Origin of the sequence: Streptomyces afghaniensis, from assembly GCF_044327915.1 — a bacterium.
Lineage (GTDB): Bacteria > Actinomycetota > Actinomycetes > Streptomycetales > Streptomycetaceae > Streptomyces > Streptomyces afghaniensis.
On the sequence record NZ_JBIRGJ010000006.1, the window covers coordinates 230,609 to 248,402 of the forward strand.

17 protein-coding genes and 1 pseudogene are annotated in these 17,794 nt (G+C 71.7%); 6 read left to right on the forward strand and 12 right to left on the reverse strand.

Annotation, left to right across the window (positions count from 1 at the left end):
* Positions 1-11: 11 nt before the first annotated feature.
* The gene (locus tag ACH4G3_RS23480) at positions 12-992 is read left to right on the forward strand and encodes an ABC transporter ATP-binding protein (protein WP_397626369.1); all 981 of its coding nucleotides are present in this window, start codon (positions 12-14) and stop codon (positions 990-992) included.
* On the forward strand, positions 979-1,857 hold the full coding sequence (locus tag ACH4G3_RS23485) for an ABC transporter permease (protein WP_397626370.1): 879 nt from the start codon (positions 979-981) through the stop codon (positions 1,855-1,857). Before ACH4G3_RS23480 ends, ACH4G3_RS23485 begins: the two co-directional genes overlap by 14 nt.
* A gap of 50 nt (positions 1,858-1,907) precedes the next feature.
* On the opposite strand, the gene ACH4G3_RS23490 is transcribed toward ACH4G3_RS23485, so the two are convergent.
* The 3 genes from ACH4G3_RS23490 to ACH4G3_RS23500 all read right to left on the reverse strand — a co-directional run bounded on the left by ACH4G3_RS23490 (position 1,908) and on the right by ACH4G3_RS23500 (position 4,236).
* The gene (locus ACH4G3_RS23490; RefSeq protein WP_397626371.1) at positions 1,908-2,489 is read right to left on the reverse strand and encodes a flavodoxin family protein; all 582 of its coding nucleotides are present in this window, start codon (positions 2,487-2,489) and stop codon (positions 1,908-1,910) included.
* Between the two features lie 83 nt (positions 2,490-2,572).
* Entirely contained in the window at positions 2,573-3,727 is a 1,155-nt protein-coding gene (locus tag ACH4G3_RS23495) for an amidase (RefSeq protein WP_397626372.1), read from the reverse strand.
* A 5-nt stretch (positions 3,728-3,732) separates the two neighbouring features.
* Positions 3,733-4,236, reverse strand: a complete 504-nt coding sequence (locus tag ACH4G3_RS23500) for a DUF6668 family protein (RefSeq protein WP_397626373.1) — start codon at positions 4,234-4,236, stop codon at positions 3,733-3,735.
* Between the two features lie 157 nt (positions 4,237-4,393).
* Here ACH4G3_RS23500 and ACH4G3_RS23505 point away from each other — a divergent pair, with 157 nt between their 5' ends.
* Positions 4,394-5,797 carry a tetratricopeptide repeat protein gene (locus tag ACH4G3_RS23505; RefSeq protein ID WP_397626374.1) on the forward strand — a complete coding sequence of 468 codons (1,404 nt, stop codon included), beginning with the start codon at positions 4,394-4,396 and terminating at the stop codon, positions 5,795-5,797.
* Between the two features lie 6 nt (positions 5,798-5,803).
* Here the strand turns inward: ACH4G3_RS23505 and ACH4G3_RS23510 are convergent, their stop codons facing one another.
* Together ACH4G3_RS23510 and ACH4G3_RS23515 are read right to left on the reverse strand one after the other, a co-directional pair.
* Positions 5,804-6,751 carry a M28 family metallopeptidase gene (locus tag ACH4G3_RS23510; protein ID WP_397626375.1) on the reverse strand — a complete coding sequence of 316 codons (948 nt, stop codon included), beginning with the start codon at positions 6,749-6,751 and terminating at the stop codon, positions 5,804-5,806.
* A 152-nt stretch (positions 6,752-6,903) separates the two neighbouring features.
* Positions 6,904-7,377: a VOC family protein gene (locus ACH4G3_RS23515; protein ID WP_397626376.1), complete on the reverse strand. Its 474-nt coding sequence runs from the start codon at positions 7,375-7,377 to the stop codon at positions 6,904-6,906.
* A 21-nt stretch (positions 7,378-7,398) separates the two neighbouring features.
* On the opposite strand from ACH4G3_RS23515, the gene ACH4G3_RS23520 reads away from it, so the two are divergent.
* Entirely contained in the window at positions 7,399-8,022 is a 624-nt protein-coding gene (locus ACH4G3_RS23520) for a CGNR zinc finger domain-containing protein (protein WP_397626377.1), read from the forward strand.
* On the opposite strand, the gene ACH4G3_RS23525 is transcribed toward ACH4G3_RS23520, so the two are convergent.
* Entirely contained in the window at positions 8,009-8,464 is a 456-nt protein-coding gene (locus tag ACH4G3_RS23525) for a winged helix-turn-helix transcriptional regulator (protein ID WP_397626378.1), read from the reverse strand. The genes ACH4G3_RS23520 and ACH4G3_RS23525 overlap by 14 nt on opposite strands.
* 166 nt (positions 8,465-8,630) lie before the next feature.
* On the opposite strand from ACH4G3_RS23525, the pseudogene ACH4G3_RS23530 reads away from it, so the two are divergent.
* A pseudogene (locus tag ACH4G3_RS23530) lies at positions 8,631-9,710 on the forward strand (MFS transporter); the annotation flags it as partial.
* A gap of 80 nt (positions 9,711-9,790) precedes the next feature.
* Here ACH4G3_RS23530 and rarD read toward each other — a convergent pair.
* Both rarD and ACH4G3_RS23540 read right to left on the reverse strand, forming a co-directional pair.
* Positions 9,791-10,804, reverse strand: a complete 1,014-nt coding sequence (gene rarD, locus ACH4G3_RS23535; RefSeq protein ID WP_397626379.1) for an EamA family transporter RarD — start codon at positions 10,802-10,804, stop codon at positions 9,791-9,793.
* 126 nt (positions 10,805-10,930) lie between these two features.
* On the reverse strand, positions 10,931-11,785 hold the full coding sequence (locus ACH4G3_RS23540; protein WP_397626380.1) for an SDR family oxidoreductase: 855 nt from the start codon (positions 11,783-11,785) through the stop codon (positions 10,931-10,933).
* 91 nt (positions 11,786-11,876) lie between these two features.
* Between ACH4G3_RS23540 and ACH4G3_RS23545 the strand changes: the two genes are divergently transcribed.
* Complete coding sequence (locus tag ACH4G3_RS23545; protein WP_397626381.1) at positions 11,877-12,263, forward strand: winged helix-turn-helix transcriptional regulator; 387 nt, start codon at positions 11,877-11,879, stop codon at positions 12,261-12,263.
* A gap of 32 nt (positions 12,264-12,295) precedes the next feature.
* Here ACH4G3_RS23545 and ACH4G3_RS23550 read toward each other — a convergent pair whose 3' ends face one another.
* The 4 genes from ACH4G3_RS23550 to ACH4G3_RS23565 form a co-directional block, all read right to left on the reverse strand.
* Positions 12,296-13,375 (reverse strand): 2-oxoacid:ferredoxin oxidoreductase subunit beta, encoded by a 1,080-nt coding sequence (locus ACH4G3_RS23550; protein ID WP_397626382.1) that lies wholly within the window; start codon positions 13,373-13,375, stop codon positions 12,296-12,298.
* On the reverse strand, positions 13,368-15,296 hold the full coding sequence (locus tag ACH4G3_RS23555; protein ID WP_397626383.1) for a 2-oxoacid:acceptor oxidoreductase subunit alpha: 1,929 nt from the start codon (positions 15,294-15,296) through the stop codon (positions 13,368-13,370). Before ACH4G3_RS23555 ends, ACH4G3_RS23550 begins: the two co-directional genes overlap by 8 nt.
* 184 nt (positions 15,297-15,480) lie before the next feature.
* Positions 15,481-16,152, reverse strand: a complete 672-nt coding sequence (locus ACH4G3_RS23560) for a LuxR C-terminal-related transcriptional regulator (RefSeq protein ID WP_397626384.1) — start codon at positions 16,150-16,152, stop codon at positions 15,481-15,483.
* A 199-nt stretch (positions 16,153-16,351) separates the two neighbouring features.
* Positions 16,352-17,713: a sensor histidine kinase gene (locus tag ACH4G3_RS23565; RefSeq protein WP_397626385.1), complete on the reverse strand. Its 1,362-nt coding sequence runs from the start codon at positions 17,711-17,713 to the stop codon at positions 16,352-16,354.
* Between the last annotated feature and the right edge of the window lie 81 nt (positions 17,714-17,794).

Below are 17,794 nucleotides of genomic sequence, written 5' to 3' on the forward strand. Positions count from 1 at the left end.
CGAGGAAGCCGATGGGCGAACTGTCCGCAGCGGAGCCGGACGGCGCGCGGGCCGAGGACGTGGAACCGGTCATCGCCACCCGCGCGCTCACCAAGCGCTACCGCGGCGGACAGCTCGCCGTCGACGGCCTCGACCTGACCGTCCCGGCGGGCAGCGTCTTCGGCTTCCTCGGCCCCAACGGCTCCGGCAAGACCACCACCATCCGCATGCTGATGGGCCTCATCGAGCCCACCTCCGGCACGGCAACGGTGCTCGGGCAGCCCATGCCCCGGGCCACCCGCGCCGTGCTGCCGCACGTCGGCGCCCTCATCGAGGGCCCCGCCCTGTACGGCTTCCTCTCCGGCCGCGACAACCTCATCCGGTACGACTCCGCCGACCCGGCCGCCGATCCGCGCACCCGGAAGGCCCGGGTCGCCGCCGCGCTGGACCGGGTGGGCCTGACGGCCGCCGCGGGCAAGAAGGCCAAGGCGTACTCGCTGGGCATGAAACAGCGCCTGGGCCTCGCGGCCGCGCTGCTCCAGCCGCGCCGGCTGCTCGTGCTCGACGAGCCGACCAACGGCCTCGACCCGCAGGGCATGCGCGAGATCCGCACCCTCATAAGGGAGTTGGCTTCGGACGGTACGACCGTCTTCCTCTCCTCCCACCTGCTCGACGAGATCGAGCAGGTCTGCACGCACGCGGCCGTGATGACGCAGGGCCGTCTGATCACCCAGGGCCCGGTCGCCGAGCTGTCCGCCGGGGCGCGCGGCCGGCTGGTGGTGACCACGCCCGACCCGGTGGAGGCGGCCCGGGTGCTGAAGGAGCAGGGCGTCGGCGACGTCGTCGTCACGGACGACCGGGTGACCGGCGAACCACCGGACCGCGACCTCGCAGAGGTGAACGCCGCGCTGGTCACGGCCGGTGTGCGCGTCCGCGGCCTCACGGTCGAACGGGCCTCGCTGGAGGACGCGTTCGTGGCGCTGACCGGGGAGGGTTTCGATGTCGCAGGCTGAAGTCGTGGAGACCGTACGGCCGGTGAGCCCGCTGTGGACCTTCGGGCTGCTGCGCAGCGAGCTCACCACCACCTTCCGGCGCTGGCGCACCCTCGCGCTGCTGGCCGTGCTGGCGGGCGTGCCCGTCCTGGTCGGCATCGCCGTCAAGATGGAGACGAGTGACGGTTCGTCACCGGGCGGCGGTGGCGGCGGGGGTCCGGCGTTCATCTCGCAGATCACCAACAACGGCCTGTTCCTCGTCTTCACCGCGCTGGCCGCCACCCTCCCGTTCTTCCTGCCGATGGCGATCGGTGTCGTCGCGGGCGACTCGATCGCCGGTGAGTCGAACGCCGGCACGCTCCGCTACCTGCTCGTCGCCCCGGCCGGCCGCAGCCGCCTGCTGCTCACGAAGTACGCGACCGTCGTCATCTTCTGCCTGGCCGCCACCCTCGTCGTGGCCGTCTCGGCGTTGACCGTCGGCGCGCTGCTGTTCCCGCTCGGCGACCTGACGACGATCTCCGGCACGCAGATCAGCTTCGCCGAGGGCCTGGGCAGAGCCCTGCTGATCGCCCTGGCCGTCGCCGCGTCACTGATCGGCATCGCGGCGCTCGGGCTGTTCGTCTCGACGCTCACGGGCAGCGGCATCGCGGCGATGGCGACCACCGTCGGCCTGCTGATCACGGTCCAGATCCTCGACCAGATCCCGCAACTGCACGCCCTCCAGCCGTACTTCTTCTCGCACTACTGGCTGTCCTTCGCCGACCTCATGCGCGAACCCGTCTACTGGGACGACCTGGCGAAGAACCTCGGCCTCCAGGCCCTGTACGCGGCGGTGTTCGGCTCGGCGGCCTGGGCCCGCTTCACGACGAAGGACATCACGGCGTAGCGCCAGTCCTCGTAGCGCTCAGTCCTCGTAGCACTGAGTCCTCGTAGCCCTCAGTCCTCGTACACGAACCGGGCCGGCGGTGCCTCCTGCGCGAAGAACGTCTTCGCGCGGGTCAGCGCGTCGGTGTCGTTCAGAACGTCACCGGCCTTGCTGCCGTTGCCGAGCAGCACTCCGCCGAACCGCATCCCCAGGTACGCGGCCGAGTTGTTGAGCGTCCCGACCAGCGGGTCGGCCACTTCCGGCTGCGTGTCCGCGAGCGCGGTGACGCCCCACAGGGTGCGTCCGGCCATGGTCGCCTTGAAGTCGAGGCCGGGCGTGCGCAGCCAGCCCGACCAGTAGTCCAGGTAACGCTTGGTGTGCGCGGAGACCGAGTACCAGTACAGGGGCGAGGCGATCACGATGTCCGTGGCCGCCAGGGTGGCGTCGAGCAGCAGCGCCAGGTTGCCCTCGGTCGGGCGGACGTGGTCGCTGTCGTGCCGCAGGTCCTGGAAGTCGGGCACCGGATGCTCGGCGAGGTCGATCCACTGCTGTTCGACATCGGGGGACAGTTGCTCGGCGGCCCGGCGGGCCAGCAGTTCGGTGTTGCCGTCGGTACGGGCGCTGCCCAGGACGAAGAGGAAGCGACGGGTCATGGGTGTCCCCCAGAAAAATAGGCGCGGGTCAATTACACGCGCTTGCATCATATGCGTGCGCATCTAAGCCCGCCAGGTGGGCGTCAGCTCCCGATGCGCAGCTCCGCCTCCCGCGCCACGCCCAGCAGCAGCGCCTCCCGGCCGTGCGGCGCCACCAGCTGCAGCCCGGCCGGGCAGCCGTCCCCGCCGAAGCCCGCCGGGAGGCTCAGCGCCGGATGTCCGCTGAGGTTGAACGCCCAGGTGAGTGAGGTGGAGTAGCGGTCGCCCGGGCCGTCGTGACCGTGCGGCGGGGTGGGTGTGGCCGGCGTCAGCAGCAGCTCCGCCTCGGCGAACAGCCCGGCCAGCCGCCGGTCGTTCTCCGCCCGGACGCGGCGGGCTTCGCCTGGATCGGCACCGGGGGTGCGCAGGGCGAGCCAGGCGGGCCCGGGGTCCGTGAGCCGCACTGGCACCCGCGGTCGTACGAGCCGTACGACGCCCGCCGCCACGAGCCGTTCGACCGCCGTCCGGGCGAGCGCGACGGGCTCCGGGTCGGGCCCGGCGAAGCCCAGGTCGGACGACCAGACGGCGGTGACGGGAAGCCGTGTGCCGGTCGGCACCGGCTCGTCCGACACCACGTGCCACCAGCTCGCCGCGTCCGACGCCGAGCGCGCCAGCACACCGGGGACGGCGAGCCCCGCACGGTCGGCGGAGGGCAGCCGTCCGGCCGTGGTCTTCAGGCCGGTCACCCCGCACCACGCCGCCGGTATCCGCACCGACCCGGCCCCGTCGCTGCCCGTCGCCAGCGGCACCAGCCCGGCCGCCACCGCCACCGCGGCCCCGGCCGACGAGCCGCCCGGCGTACGGTCCGCCCGCCATGGATTGACGGTCCGGCCGCGGGCGCCGAGCCCCCAGGTCTGCCAGGGCGTTCCCGGCCCGGGCACGGAGGTCGCGCCCACGGCGACACCACCGGCCGCGAGCAGTGGCGCCGCCGCACGCAGCCCGTGCCGCCCCTTCACGGCGATCGGCACCCCGGCCAGCGGCAGCGCTTCCCCCTTTCGGGTGACATCCGCGGCACGCCCTTGGAGCAGCGCGTCCACCTCGCGCGCCCGCCGCAAGGCGTCCTCGTGCCACACCTCGATGAACGCGCACAGCTCCGGGTCGGCCCGCTCGATCCGCTCCAGCGCCGCCGTGACCACGTCGACCGCGTGCAACTCCCGAGCCCGTACGCCCGCGGCGATCTCCCTGGCCGACAGGGGCACCGCCGTCAGCGTGCCGCTCCCGTCAGCCGGACCAGGGCCGATGTCTCGCGCGGCGGATGACCCAGCTCGCCAAGCCGCCAGGCCGGCACCCACGGCACGCGGTACACGTCGATGACCGACTCCAGGGACCTGACCCGCTGGGCGAGCGGACGCGGCAGCCGGCCCGGGGCGTCCGCCACGAGGACGACGGCGTCGAGGTCGAGTCCGGGCGGGGCCTGACCGCGCCGGAAGATCTCCACGGCACCGGCGACCGTGTCCAGCCCGGCCGCGTGTGTCCGCGCGACCAGCAGTACCGACGACGGATCGCCCGGGCCCGGCCAGGCGCGGCCGCTGTCATGGCCGCCGTAGACCGCGGCGAGGGTGGAGACACCCGCGCCGCCGTGCGTGCCGACCCAGGAGAAACGCCGTGCCGCGGCATGGGCGTGAGCGGGCTCCGGCGGCCCCGGCTCCCGGGTGGCCACCGGGCCGCGGATCCAGATCTCCGGCCCTTGTCGCATGCCTGTTTGCATGCCCCTCTCCTCCCTCGTGCTACCGATCCTCATGCCATCCGGAACGATCCATACCGGGACCTGGAACCCTTGGGACGAGCCTGTGACACCGCGGTGACGTGAGAAACGGGAGCGAGCGGACACACTCGACAGTAGGACGACGCCGAATGAGGGGACGATGGCTCGACTCAGCCGCGAGAAGAAGCGGGAACAGAAGCAGGCCGCGCGCGCGGCGACCCCGGCGGCGCCGATCGACGTCCGTGTCCCCGGGGCCGGAGCGGACCCGGCAGGAGCGGACCGGGCAGGAGCGGTACCGGGAGCCGGCGCGGGAGGTGTCTCCGACGGTGCGTCGGTCGGCGGTGTCCCCGTCTTCGCGGCCCCCGGCGAGGAGATCCAGCAGGCCGTCCTGAACCGCCTCCACCACATCGCCCTGGCCACCGGCCATCCCGTCCTCGCCACGGTCCACGACGAGCGCATCGGCTACGTCGTGCCGCTCCAGGTCGACCCGGACGGCTCCAGCCGCTTCACCGCCGAGCCGGTCCGCACGGCCCCGCCGGAGGACGCCGTCGCCGCCGGAACGCCTGCGGCAGGTGCGGCGTCGGAGCCGCCCGTTCCACCGCCCGGGCCGACAGCACCCGTTCCACCGCCCGGGCCGACACCGCCCGCGCCAGAGCCGGAGCCGCAGCACCCGCAGGACGACAGGGCCACGCACGTCCTGCGCCCCGTGCCGGAGCCCGGCCGCGGCCCGGCCTCGACGTTCCCGCTGCGGGCCGTGACCGAACCGCAGCCGGCCGATCAGCCCGTACCGACCTTCGAGCTGCGCGCCGTACCGGAACCGCCGCAGTCCGAACCGGAAGACGCACCACCGGGCCCGGCCACGACGCCCCCCGGCACCGTCGCACCCCCGACCGGTGAGTTCGGTCCGCCTCCGCTCATGGACGTCAGGCCGCTCCCCGTCCCCGGCACCGGTCCGGCCCCGCACCGCAGGCGGGAACCCGAGCCGATGTCCGAAGCGGAGCTGCTCGCTGCCGAAGCCGACGCCAAGCCGACCCCCGCCCGCGGCTTCGACGCCGTCGCGGAGGCCGTACTCGGCGACGAACCCCTCGGCGCCCCGGGTGACCCCTCCGCCCCCGCCCTCCTCGCGGAGCCGATCGCCCGGATCAACGAAGCCGTCAAGGAAGGCCGGATCGACGCGGCGGCCGGGCTGGCGGACCGGACCGTCGCGGAGGCGTCGGGGACGCTCGGGCCGGAGCACCCCGAGGTGCTCCGGCTGCGCGAACTCACCGCTTACATCTCCTACTTGGCCGGCGATCCGCTCCGCGCCTTCCGGCTCTCCCTCGACCTGGCCGGTGCCCGCCGCCGTACGGGCGACGCGGAGGCCGCCTACGGCAACGTGCAGAGCGCGGCCACCGCCTGGCGTGCGGTGCGCGACCCGGCGGTGGGGCTGGAGCTGGGGCGGGACCTGATCGGCCTGTGGACCGAACTCGCCGCCGAGGACGGCCCCGCCGCCGAGGAGATCGAGCAACTGGAGTCGGCCCGCGCCCGCATGGGCCGGCTGACCGAACGCGCCCGCAACCAGTAGGCGCCGTTACTCCGACAGCTCCCACACCGCGTACGCGACGGCGTCGCTGTTGCGGTCCAGGGCGGTGTCGTCGATGTTGGCGGTGGTGTCGCAGGAGGAGTGGTAGCAGCGGTCGAAGGCCCGCCCGGCCGTACCGCCCCACTTGGCCGCCTGCGCCGCCGTCTTCGTCCGGCTGGCCCCCGTGAACAGGCCGCCCACCGGTACACCCGCGCTCTTGAAGGGCGCGTGGTCGGAGCGGCCGTCGCCCTCGGTCTCGATCTCGGTCGGGACGCCGAGGCCGCTGAAGTACTCCTTGAAGGTCTTCTCGATCGCCGGGTCGTCGTCGTAGACGAAGTAGCCGGGGTTCGGGGAGCCGATCATGTCGAAGTTGAGGTAGGCGCTGATCCGTGAACGGTCGCCGGTGGCCAGCCGGCTGACGTAGTGGCGGGAGCCGACCAGGCCGAGCTCCTCCGCGCCCCACCAGGCGAACCGCAGGTGCTTGGTGGGCTTGTACTGCGCCCGGGACACGGCGAGGGCGGTCTCCAGGACGGCGGCCGAGCCGGACCCGTTGTCGTTGATGCCGGGCCCGGAGGAGACGCTGTCGAGGTGCGAGCCGGCCATCACGACCTGGTTCGCGTCGCCGCCCGGCCAGTCGGCGATCAGGTTGTAGCCGGTGCGGCCGGAGGCGGTGAACTGCTGGACCGTGGTGGTGTACCCGGCCGCGTCCAGTTTGGCCTTGATGTGGTCGACGGAGGCCTTGTAGCCGGGGCGGCCGTGCGCGCGGTTGCCGCCGTTGGCTGTGGCTATGGACTGGAGCTGGGACAGGTGCGCCTTGACGCCCGCCAGGGGTATGTCGGGCGCGGCAGCCGGTCTGGGGGGAGCGGACGCGGCGTCCGCCACGGCCCCGCCGGTCAGGAGCATGGCGGTGGCCACGGCACCGGCCGCCACGGCACGCGCGGAAACGGAGAGCTTCATGTGGGGGCTCCGAATTCCATGGGGAAGCCCGTGGGGGTGTCCACGGGCAGCCCACAGTGAATGGGGTGCCTGGATGGTGAAGGTGGTACTGACTCTCCGTCAAGAGACGTATTCAGCCAGGGCGTTGGGATGCGCTGGACCGCCCGGCAAGCTCACTGCACGCAGAACTCGTTCCCCTCCGGGTCCGCCATCACGACCCACTCGCCGCCCTGCTCCGCCACCCGCCGCAGCACACGCGCGCCGAGCCCTTCCAGCCGCGCCACCTCCTCCTCGCGCCGCCCCTCGCCCGGGTGCAGATCGAGGTGGAGCCGGTTCTTGACCGTCTTCGCCTCCGGCACCCGCTGGAACAGCAGCCGCCGGCCCAGCCCGGTCCCGCTCTCCTGCTCGAACGGGTCCTCGGGGTGCCGTACGGCGATCAGGTCCCGGAAGGCGCGGCGGCCGTGGAACTCGACCGTGGCCTCTTCGGGCAGGGCGCCGAAGCCGAGCAGCTTCTCGATGAGGGCGCTGTTGTCCTCGGCCTCGTACCGGAGGGCAGCGGCCCAGAAGTCGGCCTGCGCGTGCGGATCGTTCGCGTCGATGACGATCTTCCAGTGCACGGGGGTGGGCGGTGCCGGGGTCTGTGTCATGTAACCACTTATACTGGTTATGTGAGTGGACGCGGAGGGGAAACGCCGGACCGGGCACCCGGCCTGACGCTGGTCTCGCACCAGGGGAAGGCCTACCGCTTCGACCCCGGCGCCCTGTGCCTGGAGCTGCTGACGACGGGCGGCCCCGGGGAGTTCGCGCGGTACGAGGTGCTGCATGAACCCGCCGACCTGGTCGCCTGGGCCGCGCGCAGTCGCCTCCCGGACGGCCTCGACGTCACCGTCACCGAGGATGAGCTGGAGCGTGTGCGCGCCCTGCGCGACGCCGTGTTCCCGCTCGCCGCCGACCGCGCCCACGACCGCCCGCTGCAAGCCGCCCCCTTGGACGTCGTCAACGCCGCCGCGGCCAGGCCCCCGCTGGTCGCCCGCATCGAGCCGGACGGCACCCGCGCCTGGGCCCCGGGCGCCACCGGAGCCCAGCTGCTCGCCACGGTCGCCCGGGACGCGATCGACCTGTTCACCGGCCCCCACGCCCACCGCATCCGGGAGTGCGGCGCCCACAACTGCTACCTGCTCTTCGTCGACACCTCCCGCCCGGGCCGCCGCCGCTGGTGCGCGATGGAGCACTGCGGCAACCGCGAGAAGGCCCGGGCACACCGGTCCCGCCGGGCTCCTAGGACGCCGTAACCTCCGCGGCCCGAGCCTTCGCCGCACGGGCGTCGTAGGCGCTGCGGGCCGCAGCGATCTCCTCCTGGTGCCGCTCCGTCCAGGTCACCAGCGACTGGATGGTCGTGTGCAGGGTCCGGCCGAGGGAGGTCAGTTCGTACTCGACCCGCGGCGGCACCACCGGGTGCACCGTCCGCTTCACCAGGCCGTCCCGCTCCAGCGACCGCAGGGTCACCGTCAGCATCCGCTGGCTGACCCCGTCGATCTCCCGGCGCAGCTCGGTGAAGCGCAGCCGCCGGTTCTCCAGCAGCGCGATGACGAGCAGCGACCACTTGTCGGCGATCCGGTCGAGGATCTGCCGGACCTGGCAGTCCTCCCGGGTGTCCCACTGGAAGGGATCGGCGTCGCCGTGGTCCACGGTGCTCTCGCAGTTACTCGGTGACTTCGAAGTGCCTTCTTCCATGTCTGTCGATGCTGCCGCAGGGTGGTCCTGGTTACAAGAAGGAACCGACCCTCACTTGCGTAACCGATCCCTGGAAGAGGAGTGTTGACTGATGGGCACCCGTGCCTGGGCGCTGCTGTTCGTCCTCTGCGGAACGATCTTTCTCGAAGGCATCGACGTCGCGATGATGGCGGTGGCGATCCCGGACATCCGCTCCGACCTCGGGCTGGCCACCGACACCGCGGCCTGGGTGATGAGCGGCTATGTGCTCGGTTACGCCGGCTTCACCCTGCTGGGCGGCCGGGCGGCCGACCTGCTCGGGCGGCGGCGGATGTTCCTGCTCTGGCTGGGCGTCTTCCTCGCGTTCTCGGGGCTCGGCGGCTTCGCGACCGAGGGCTGGATGCTGGTCGTCGCCCGCTTCGTCACGGGCGTCGCCGCCGCGTTCATGACCCCGGCCGCGCTCTCCCTGATCACGACCTCGTACGCCGAGGGCCCGCAGCGCAACAAGGCCCTGCTGGTCTTCGCCGGCACGGGCGCGGCCGGCTTCTCCCTCGGTCTGGTCATCGGCGGTCTGCTCACCCAGCTCGGCTGGCGCTGGGTGTTCTTCGCGCCGGTACTGCTGGCCGCGGCGCTGCTCGTCGCGGCCGTACGCCTGGTACCCCGGCAGGACGGCCCGCCGGCGCGTCGGCGCGGGTTCGACCTGCCCGGTGCGATCACCGCCGCCGGCGCCATGCTGCTGGCCGCCTACACCGTCATCCGCCTCGAACACGGCCTGCACGACTGGCCGCTCACCCTGGTCTGCGGCCTCGCGGCGCTCGTCCTGGCCGGTGCCTTCGTCGTGGCCGAACGCCGCTGCCCGGATCCGCTCGTCCGCCTCGGCATCCTGCGCCAGGGCCCGGTGGTGCGCGCCGACCTGGGAGCGCTGCTCTTCCTCGGCGCCTTCTTCGGCTTCCAGTTCGTCGTCACGCTCTACCTCCAGGAACTGCGCGGCTGGTCGCCCCTCCAGACGGCGGTGGCCCTGATCGTCATGGGCGTCGACGCCGTCCTCGCCCCGACGCTCACCCCGCGACTGGTCGCCCGTTTCGGCAACGCCCAGGTGATCGTCGGCGGCTTCGTCCTGGCCGTGATCGCGTACGGGCTGTTCCTGCCGGTCGGCATGGACTGGTCCTACGCCGCGATGTTCCCCACCCTGTTCCTCTCGGGTCTCGCCTTCGCCCTGGCCTACGGGCCGCTGACGATCGCGGCTACGGACGGGGTCACCGGGTCGGAGCAGGGCCTGGCCGGCGGGCTGCTGACCACCGCCACGCAGTTCGGCTCCGCCATCGGCATCGCGGCGGTGACCGCGGTCTACGGCCTGGCGTCCACCGGGTCCGGCCCCGAGGCCACGCTGTCGGCGTTCCGGGTGGCACTGACCGTGCCCGTGGCCCTGGTGGTGCTGGGCGCGCTGATCTCGCTGGTCAGTGCCCGGGAGGCCCGGCGGGCGGTGCGCAGGGCGTCCCAGGTGAGCAGTGTCAGCGCCAGCCACACCAGCGCGAAGCCGGCCCAGCGCTCCGGCGGCATCTCCTCGTGGAAGTAGAAGACGCCGAGCAGGAACTGGAAGACCGGCGTCAGGTACTGCAGCAGGCCGATCGTGGACAGGGGCACGCGGATGGCGGCGGCGCCGAAGCAGACCAGGGGCAGCGCGGTGACGATCCCGGCCGAGGCGAGCAGCGCCGCGTGCCCCGCGCCCTCGGCGGCGAAGGTGGACTCGCCCCGCGCGCTCAGCCACACCAGGAAGCCGAGCGCGGGCAGGAACTGGACCACGGTCTCGGCGGCCAGCGACTCCACGCCGCCGAGGTTCAGCTTCTTCTTCACCAGCCCGTACGTGGCGAAGGAGAAGGCGAGGCCGAGGGAGATCCACGGGGGCCGGCCGTAGCCGACGGTCAGCACGACGACCGCCGCGACCCCGGTCCCGACCGCCAGCCACTGCACCGGCCGCAGCCGCTCCTTCAGCAGCAGCACACCCATCGCGATGGTGACAAGCGGGTTGATGAAGTACCCGAGCGAGGCCTCGACGACGTGCCCGGAGTTCACGGACCAGATGTACAGGCCCCAGTTGAGGGTGATGAACGTCGCGGCGATCGCGACGAGGCCCAGCCTGCGCGGCTGCCGCAGCAGCTCACCGGCCCAGGCCCAGCGGCGCAGCACGAGCAGGGCGGCGCCCACGAAGACCAGCGACCACACCATCCGGTGGGCCAGGATCTCCATCGCCCCGGCGGGCTTCAGCAGGGGCCAGAACAGCGGGACGAGGCCCCACATGCCGTAGGCCGCGAAGCCGTTCAGCAGTCCTATGTGCCGCTCGCCCCTCGGCTTGCCGCTCACGGGCCCCTCCTCCGTACGTGTGTTCCGCCACGACGGTAACGCCGAGCACCCCCGGCTGTCATGCCCGTATCGGTATACGGTCATGACAGCCGGGGGTGGGGCTGCTCAAGGGCCCGCCGGGGGAGTTCAGCCCTTGAGCGCCGCGGCGATGGCCTCGGAGAACGGGGTGGTCGGGCGGCCGGTCAGGCGGGACAGATCGCCGGTGGAGACGACCAGCTCACCCTTCTCGATGGAGGCGTCCACGCCCGCGAGCGTCTGTGCCAGCGGCTCGGGCAGGCCGGCGCCAGTCAGGATCCCGGTGAGCACCTCGGTCGAGACCGGGTTGTAGGTGATCTCCTTGCCGGTCTGACGGCTCAGCTCGGCCGCGTACTCGGTGAAGCTCCAGGCGGTGTCGCCGCCCAGCTCGTACGTCTTGTTCTCGTGCCCCTCGCCGGTCAGCACGGCGACGGCCGCGGCGGCGTAGTCGGCACGGGCGGCGGAGGAGACCTTGCCCTCGCCGGCGGCGGCCACGACCGCGTTGTGCTCCAGCACCGGGGCGAGGTTCTCGGTGTAGTTCTCGTGGTACCAGCCGTTGCGCAGCAGGGTGTAGGGCACGCCGGAGTCCAGCAGCAGCTCCTCGGTGCCGCGGTGGTCGTCGGCGAGCGCGGCGGTCAGGGTGCCCGGGGCGCTGGTGTAGGCGAGCAGGGCCACACCGGCCGCCTTGGCGGCGTCGATGACGACCTTGTGCTGCTGCACACGACCCTTGTCGAACTCGTTGCCGGAGACCAGCAGCACCTTGTCACCGGCGGAGAAGAGCCCGTCGAAGGACGCCGGGGCGTTGTAGTCGGCCAGTGCGATCCGCACACCGCGCTCCGCGAAGTCGGCGGCCTTCTCGGCGTTGCGGACGACCGCGGTGATCTGCTCGGCGGGGACCTTCTCCAGCAGCTGCTCCACGACGTGACGGCCGAGGTTTCCGGTGGCTCCGGTGACGATGATGCTCATGAGGGCGACTCTCCTTGTGGGGTGCGATGGCACTAACCCTACGAGAGGCGCTAACTCTTGGAAAGTACCCACTTTGAAGTAAGGTACTGGCATGGCAGTAAGTAATGGCGAGGCTGAGGCCCTGTGCCCCTACCGGCTGGTGCTGGAGCACGTCACCAGCCGCTGGGGCGTGCTCGTGCTGATCGAGCTCCTGGAACGCCCCCACCGGTTCAGCGAGCTGCGCCGGGCGATCAGCCGTTACGGCGGCCGTGGCGTCAGCGAGAAGATGCTCACGCAGACGCTCCAGACCCTGGAGCGCGACGGCCTCGTCCACCGCGACGCCAAGCCCGTGATCCCGCCCCGCGTCGACTACTCCGTCACCGACCTCGGCCGCGAGGCAGCCGAGCAGGTGCGGGCCCTCACCCAGTGGACGCACCGGCGCATGGACGAGGTGGAAAAGGCACGCCGGGCATACGACGAGGCCCGGTCCGCGTCCTGAGACGGTCCCGGGCCCCGCGTCGAGGAGCATGCTCAGCCGACGACCGTCCAGGTGTCGCCGCCCGCCAGCAGCGCCGCCAGGTCGCCCTTGCCGTGCTGCTCGATCGCGCTGTCCAGCTGGTCGGCCATCTGCGTGTCGTAGACGGGCCGGTCGACGGAGCGCAGGACACCGATCGGCGTGTGGTGCAGGGTGTCCGGGTCGGCGAGGCGGGACAGGGCGAACGCCGTGGTCGGGGACTCGGCGTGCGCGTCGTGGACGAGTACCGCGTCCTCGTTGTCCGGCGTCACCGCCACCACCTTCAGATCACCGGTGACCGGGTCCCGGACGACCCCCTTGGCCAGGTCTCGGCCGAACCGGATCGGCTTGCCGTGCTCCAGGCGGATCACGGCGTCCTCGGCCTGCTGCTTGTCCTTGAGGGCGTCGAAGGCGCCGTCGTTGAAGATGTTGCAGTTCTGGTAGATCTCGATCAGGGCCGTGCCCTGGTGGGCGGAGGCCTGGCGCAGCACCTCCGTCAGGTGCTTGCGGTCCGAGTCGACCGTCCGCGCCACGAACGACGCCTCCGCGCCGATCGCCAGCGACACCGGGTTGAAGGGCGCGTCCAGCGAGCCCATCGGCGTCGACTTGGTGATCTTCCCGACCTCGGAGGTCGGCGAGTACTGGCCCTTGGTCAGACCGTAGATCCGGTTGTTGAACAGCAGGATCTTGAGGTTGACGTTGCGCCGCAGGGCGTGGATCAGGTGGTTTCCGCCGATGGACAGCGCGTCACCGTCACCGGTGACGACCCACACCGACAGGTCGCGGCGGGAGCTGGCCAGGCCCGTGGCGATGGCCGGGGCGCGGCCGTGGATGGAGTGCATCCCGTAGGTGTTCATGTAGTACGGGAAGCGGGAGGAGCAGCCGATGCCCGAGACGAAGACGATGTTCTCCTTCGCCAGTCCCAGTTCGGGCATGAAGCCCTGCACCGCGGCGAGGATGGCGTAGTCGCCGCAGCCGGGGCACCAGCGCACTTCCTGGTCGGACTTGAAGTCCTTCATCGACTGCCTGCCCTCGGCCTTGGGGACGAGGGAAAGCGCCTCGATGGTGCCCGTGCCGTGTGTGGACGTCTCAGCCATCGATGGCCTCCTTCAGAGCCGTGGCGAGCTGCTCCGCCTTGAACGGCATACCGTTGACCTGGGTGTACGAGTGGGCGTCCACCAGGTACTTCGCCCGGATGAGCATGGCGAGCTGCCCGAGGTTCATCTCGGGGATCACCACCTTGTCGTAACCCTCGAGGACCGTGCCGAGGTTCCTCGGGAAGGGGTTCAGGTGGCGCAGATGCGCCTGCGCGATCGACTCCCCGGCCCGGCGCAGCCGCCGCACCGCGGCCGTGATCGGCCCGTACGTCGAGCCCCAGCCCAGGACGAGGGTCCTGGCTCCGTTCGGGTCGTCCACGTCGAGGTCCGGGACCTCGATGCCGTCCACCTTCGCCTGCCGGGTGCGCACCATGAAGTCGTGGTTGGCCGGCGCGTAGGAGATGTTGCCCGTGCCGTCCTCCTTCTCGATGCCGCCGATCCGGTGCTCCAGACCCGGCGTGCCCGGGATCGCCCACGGGCGGGCCAGGGTCTGCGGGTCGCGCTTGTACGGCCAGAACACCTCGGTGCCGTCGTCGAGCGTGTGGTTCGGGCCCTGCGCGAACTGCACCCGCAGGTCGGGCAGCTCCTCCAGGTCCGGGATGCGCCACGGCTCGGAGCCGTTGGCCAGGTAACCGTCGGACAGGAGGAACACCGGCGTGCGGTACGTCAGCGCGATCCGCGCGGCCTCCAGCGCGGCGTCGAAGCAGTCCGCCGGCGTACGGGGCGCGACCACCGGGACCGGAGCCTCGCCGTTGCGCCCGTACATCGCCTGCAGCAGGTCCGCCTGCTCGGTCTTGGTGGGCAGACCGGTCGACGGGCCACCGCGCTGGATGTCCACGACCAGCAGCGGCAGCTCCAGCGAGACCGCGAGACCGATCGTCTCCGACTTCAGCGCCACACCGGGGCCGCTCGTCGTGGTCACCGCCAGCGAACCGCCGAACGCCGCGCCCAGCGCCGCCCCGATACCGGCGATCTCGTCCTCGGCCTGGAAGGTCCGCACCCCGAAGTTCTTGTGCTTGCTCAGCTCGTGCAGGATGTCCGACGCCGGCGTGATCGGGTACGACCCCAGGTACAGCGGCAGATCCGCCTGCCGGCTCGCGGCCACCAGGCCGTACGACAGGGCGAGATTGCCCGAGATGTTGCGGTAGACACCCGGCGGGAACGCCGTGGCCGCCGGGGCGACCTCGTAGGAGACGGCGAAGTCCTCGGTGGTCTCGCCGAAGTTCCAGCCGGCCCGGAAGGCGGCGAGGTTGGCCGCCGCGATGTCGGGCTTCTTCGCGAACTTCGCTCGGAGGAATCTCTCCGTGCCCTCGGTGGGCCGGTGGTACATCCAGCTCAGCAGGCCCAGCGCGAACATGTTCTTGCTGCGCTCGGCCTCCTTGCGGGTGAGGTCGAACTCCTTCAGCGCTTCCACGGTGAGCGTGGTCAGCGGCACGGGGTGGACCTGGTAGCCGTCCAGCGACCCGTCCTCCAGCGGACTGGTCTCGTAGCCGACTTTCTGCATCGCCCGCTTGGTGAACTCGTCCGTGTTGACGATCACCTCGGCACCGCGCGGCAGGTCGCCGATGTTCGCCTTCAGCGCCGCCGGGTTCATCGCCACGAGCACGTTCGGCGCGTCACCGGGCGTGAGGATGTCGTGATCGGCGAAGTGCAGCTGGAAGGACGACACGCCCGGCAGGGTCCCGGCGGGCGCCCTGATCTCGGCCGGGAAGTTCGGCAGCGTCGACAGGTCGTTGCCGAACGACGCGGTCTCCGAGGTGAAACGGTCACCGGTGAGCTGCATGCCGTCACCCGAGTCCCCCGCGAACCTGATGATCACTCGGTCGAGGCGACGAACGTCCTTCGTGCCCGCCGCTTTGCGCTGCTCTCCTACGACTGTTTCGTCGGCCTGCTCCGCTGGGCTACTGACCTGGCTGGTCACTGAACTGGACCTCCCTCGAGGCGGCTGTCCTGGGAAGGCCTTCCCGCAGGCGTTCCCAGGATCAACACTACGACCGCAAGGGTCGCCTTCTTCGGGTCATTCGCATCTTGGACACGACTTTGAGATGATCACGGGCCCAGACTTGTCCTGTTTTCCGCTCTCCGGTGTCCGGAATCGCCGCCGGTCAGGAATTCAGATACGTCAGCACGGCCAGCACCCGGCGGTGGTCCCCCTCGCTCGGGGAGAGCCCCAGCTTCAGGAAGATGTTGCTGACGTGCTTCTCGACCGCTCCGTCGCTGACCACGAGCTGCCGGGCGATCGCCGAGTTCGTCCGTCCCTCGGCCATCAGCCCCAGCACCTCCCGCTCCCGCGGGGTCAGCCCCGCGAGCACGTCCTGCTTACGGCTGCGGCCCAGCAACTGCGCGACGACCTCCGGGTCGAGGGCCGTACCGCCCTCGGCCACCCGCACGACCGCGTCCACGAACTCACGCACCTCGGCCACCCGGTCCTTCAGCAGATAGCCGACGCCCCGGCTGGACCCCGCGAGCAGTTCCGTGGCGTAGCGCTCCTCCACGTACTGCGACAGCACCAGCACGCCGAGCCCCGGGTGCGCCTTGCGCAACTGCACCGCGGCCCGCACCCCCTCGTCGGTGTGCGTCGGCGGCATCCGCACATCGGCGACCACGACGTCCGGCAGCTCGCCCTGCGCGTCCAGCTCCGTGATGGTCTTGATCAGCGCCGCGCCGTCGCCGACCCCGGCGACCACCTCGTGCCCCCGGTCGGTCAGCAGCCGCGTCAGGCCCTCTCTGAGCAGCACTGAATCCTCGGCGATGACGACCCGCACCCTGTCCTCCACGATGTTCGGCCCCCCACAGCCCGACGCCGCCCGTCCGCAGCCCACAACGGCTCCGCGCCCACCCGTGCGACGGGTCCAGCATTTCAGGAACGGGCGCTGGATGGGGGTGGACCGGCTTGTTGCCCGGCCGATCCGACCGATTCGGGTGGGGGTGATCCGACCGATGCGGGTGGGGAGCCGAAGGGTCACCTGCCGAAGGTCACCTCACGTGCGCGCCCCGCCACGGCAACTCCGCGGTCACCCGGGTCGGCCCGCCCGCCGGCGAGTCCACCACCAGGATCCCGTCCACCGCGTCGAGCCGTTCCGCGAGCCCCGCGAGGCCGGACCCCTGGGACACGTCGGCCCCGCCCACGCCGTTGTCCACGACCTGGAGCATCAGCCGGTTCTCCGTCCGCCAGACCTCCACGCCGGCCCAGGTCGCCCGCGCGTGCTTGCTGACGTTCTGGAGCAGCTCCGACACCGTGAAGTACGCGATCCCCTCGATCGCCGGCGCCGGCCGCTCCGCCAGGTCGACCTCCACCTGCACGGGCACCGTGCAGCGCGAGGAGACCGCGGACAGGGCCGCGTCCAGACCGCGGTCGGTCAGCACCGCCGGGTGGATGCCCCGGGCCAGGTCGCGCAGCTCCTGGAGCGCCGTCTTCACCTCGCCGTGCGCCTCGTCCACCATCCGCGCGGCCGTCTGCGGATCCTCCTGGAGCTTCTCCTTCGCCATCCCCAGGTCCATGGCCAGCGCCACCAGCCGGGCCTGCGCCCCGTCGTGCAGATCCCGCTCGATGCGCCGCAGATCGGCCGCCGCCGTGTCGACCACGACCCCCCGGTCCGACTCCAGCTCCACCACCCGCGAGGCCAGCCGCGACGGTCCGAGCAGCCCGTACACCAGCAGCCGGTCCACCATCGTCAGCGCTCGCACGATCCACGGCGTGGCGATCGTCAGCAGCAGACCCACCAGCGCGGTCACCGTGATCTCGAAGGGGTTGTCGAGGTAGACCCGGTGCGTCTCGTCGCCGTACAGCTGGACCCCGTCCTGCCCGGCGTACATGGGGAGCACCCAGAACCACAGCGGGTACGTCAGCAGCGCCCAGCCCAGCACCCAGAGGTTCACGGCGACGACGAACGAGAGCACCGCCCACGGCAGATGCAGCACCGCGTACAGCAGGGCCCGCCACGAGGCACCGCTCTTGAGCACGGCCCCCATCCACGCCATGGCGCCCGGCTTCTTCATCCGCAGCGGCTCCGGGCCGGCCACCTCCAGGTCCAGCAGCGCCCGCGCCCGCATCCGCTCCAGGGACCCGAGGCCCCGGCACCCGGCGAGCGCCGCCGCCAGCACCGGAATGCCGAGGAACGTCACCAGCAGTCCCGCCCCCAGCGACACCATCGTGACCGCGTAGGTGAACAGCAGGATGCTGATCGGCAGGCTGAGCAGCACATATCCGAGCTCGCGCCAGGTGCGGCCCTCGACCGGCGCCCGCAGCGCGGCGGGCAGCGGGTGCCGCCGCCCGGTGCTCCCGGAGAGCCCGGGCCTGCCGTCGAGCCCGTACTCCTGTCCGTACTCCGTGGCCATCGGCGTCGTCCTTCTCCCTCGTCCTGCGGCTGTCTTCCCGTACCACCACCCTGCTCCGCCGCAGGTCGGCGGACCATGGAG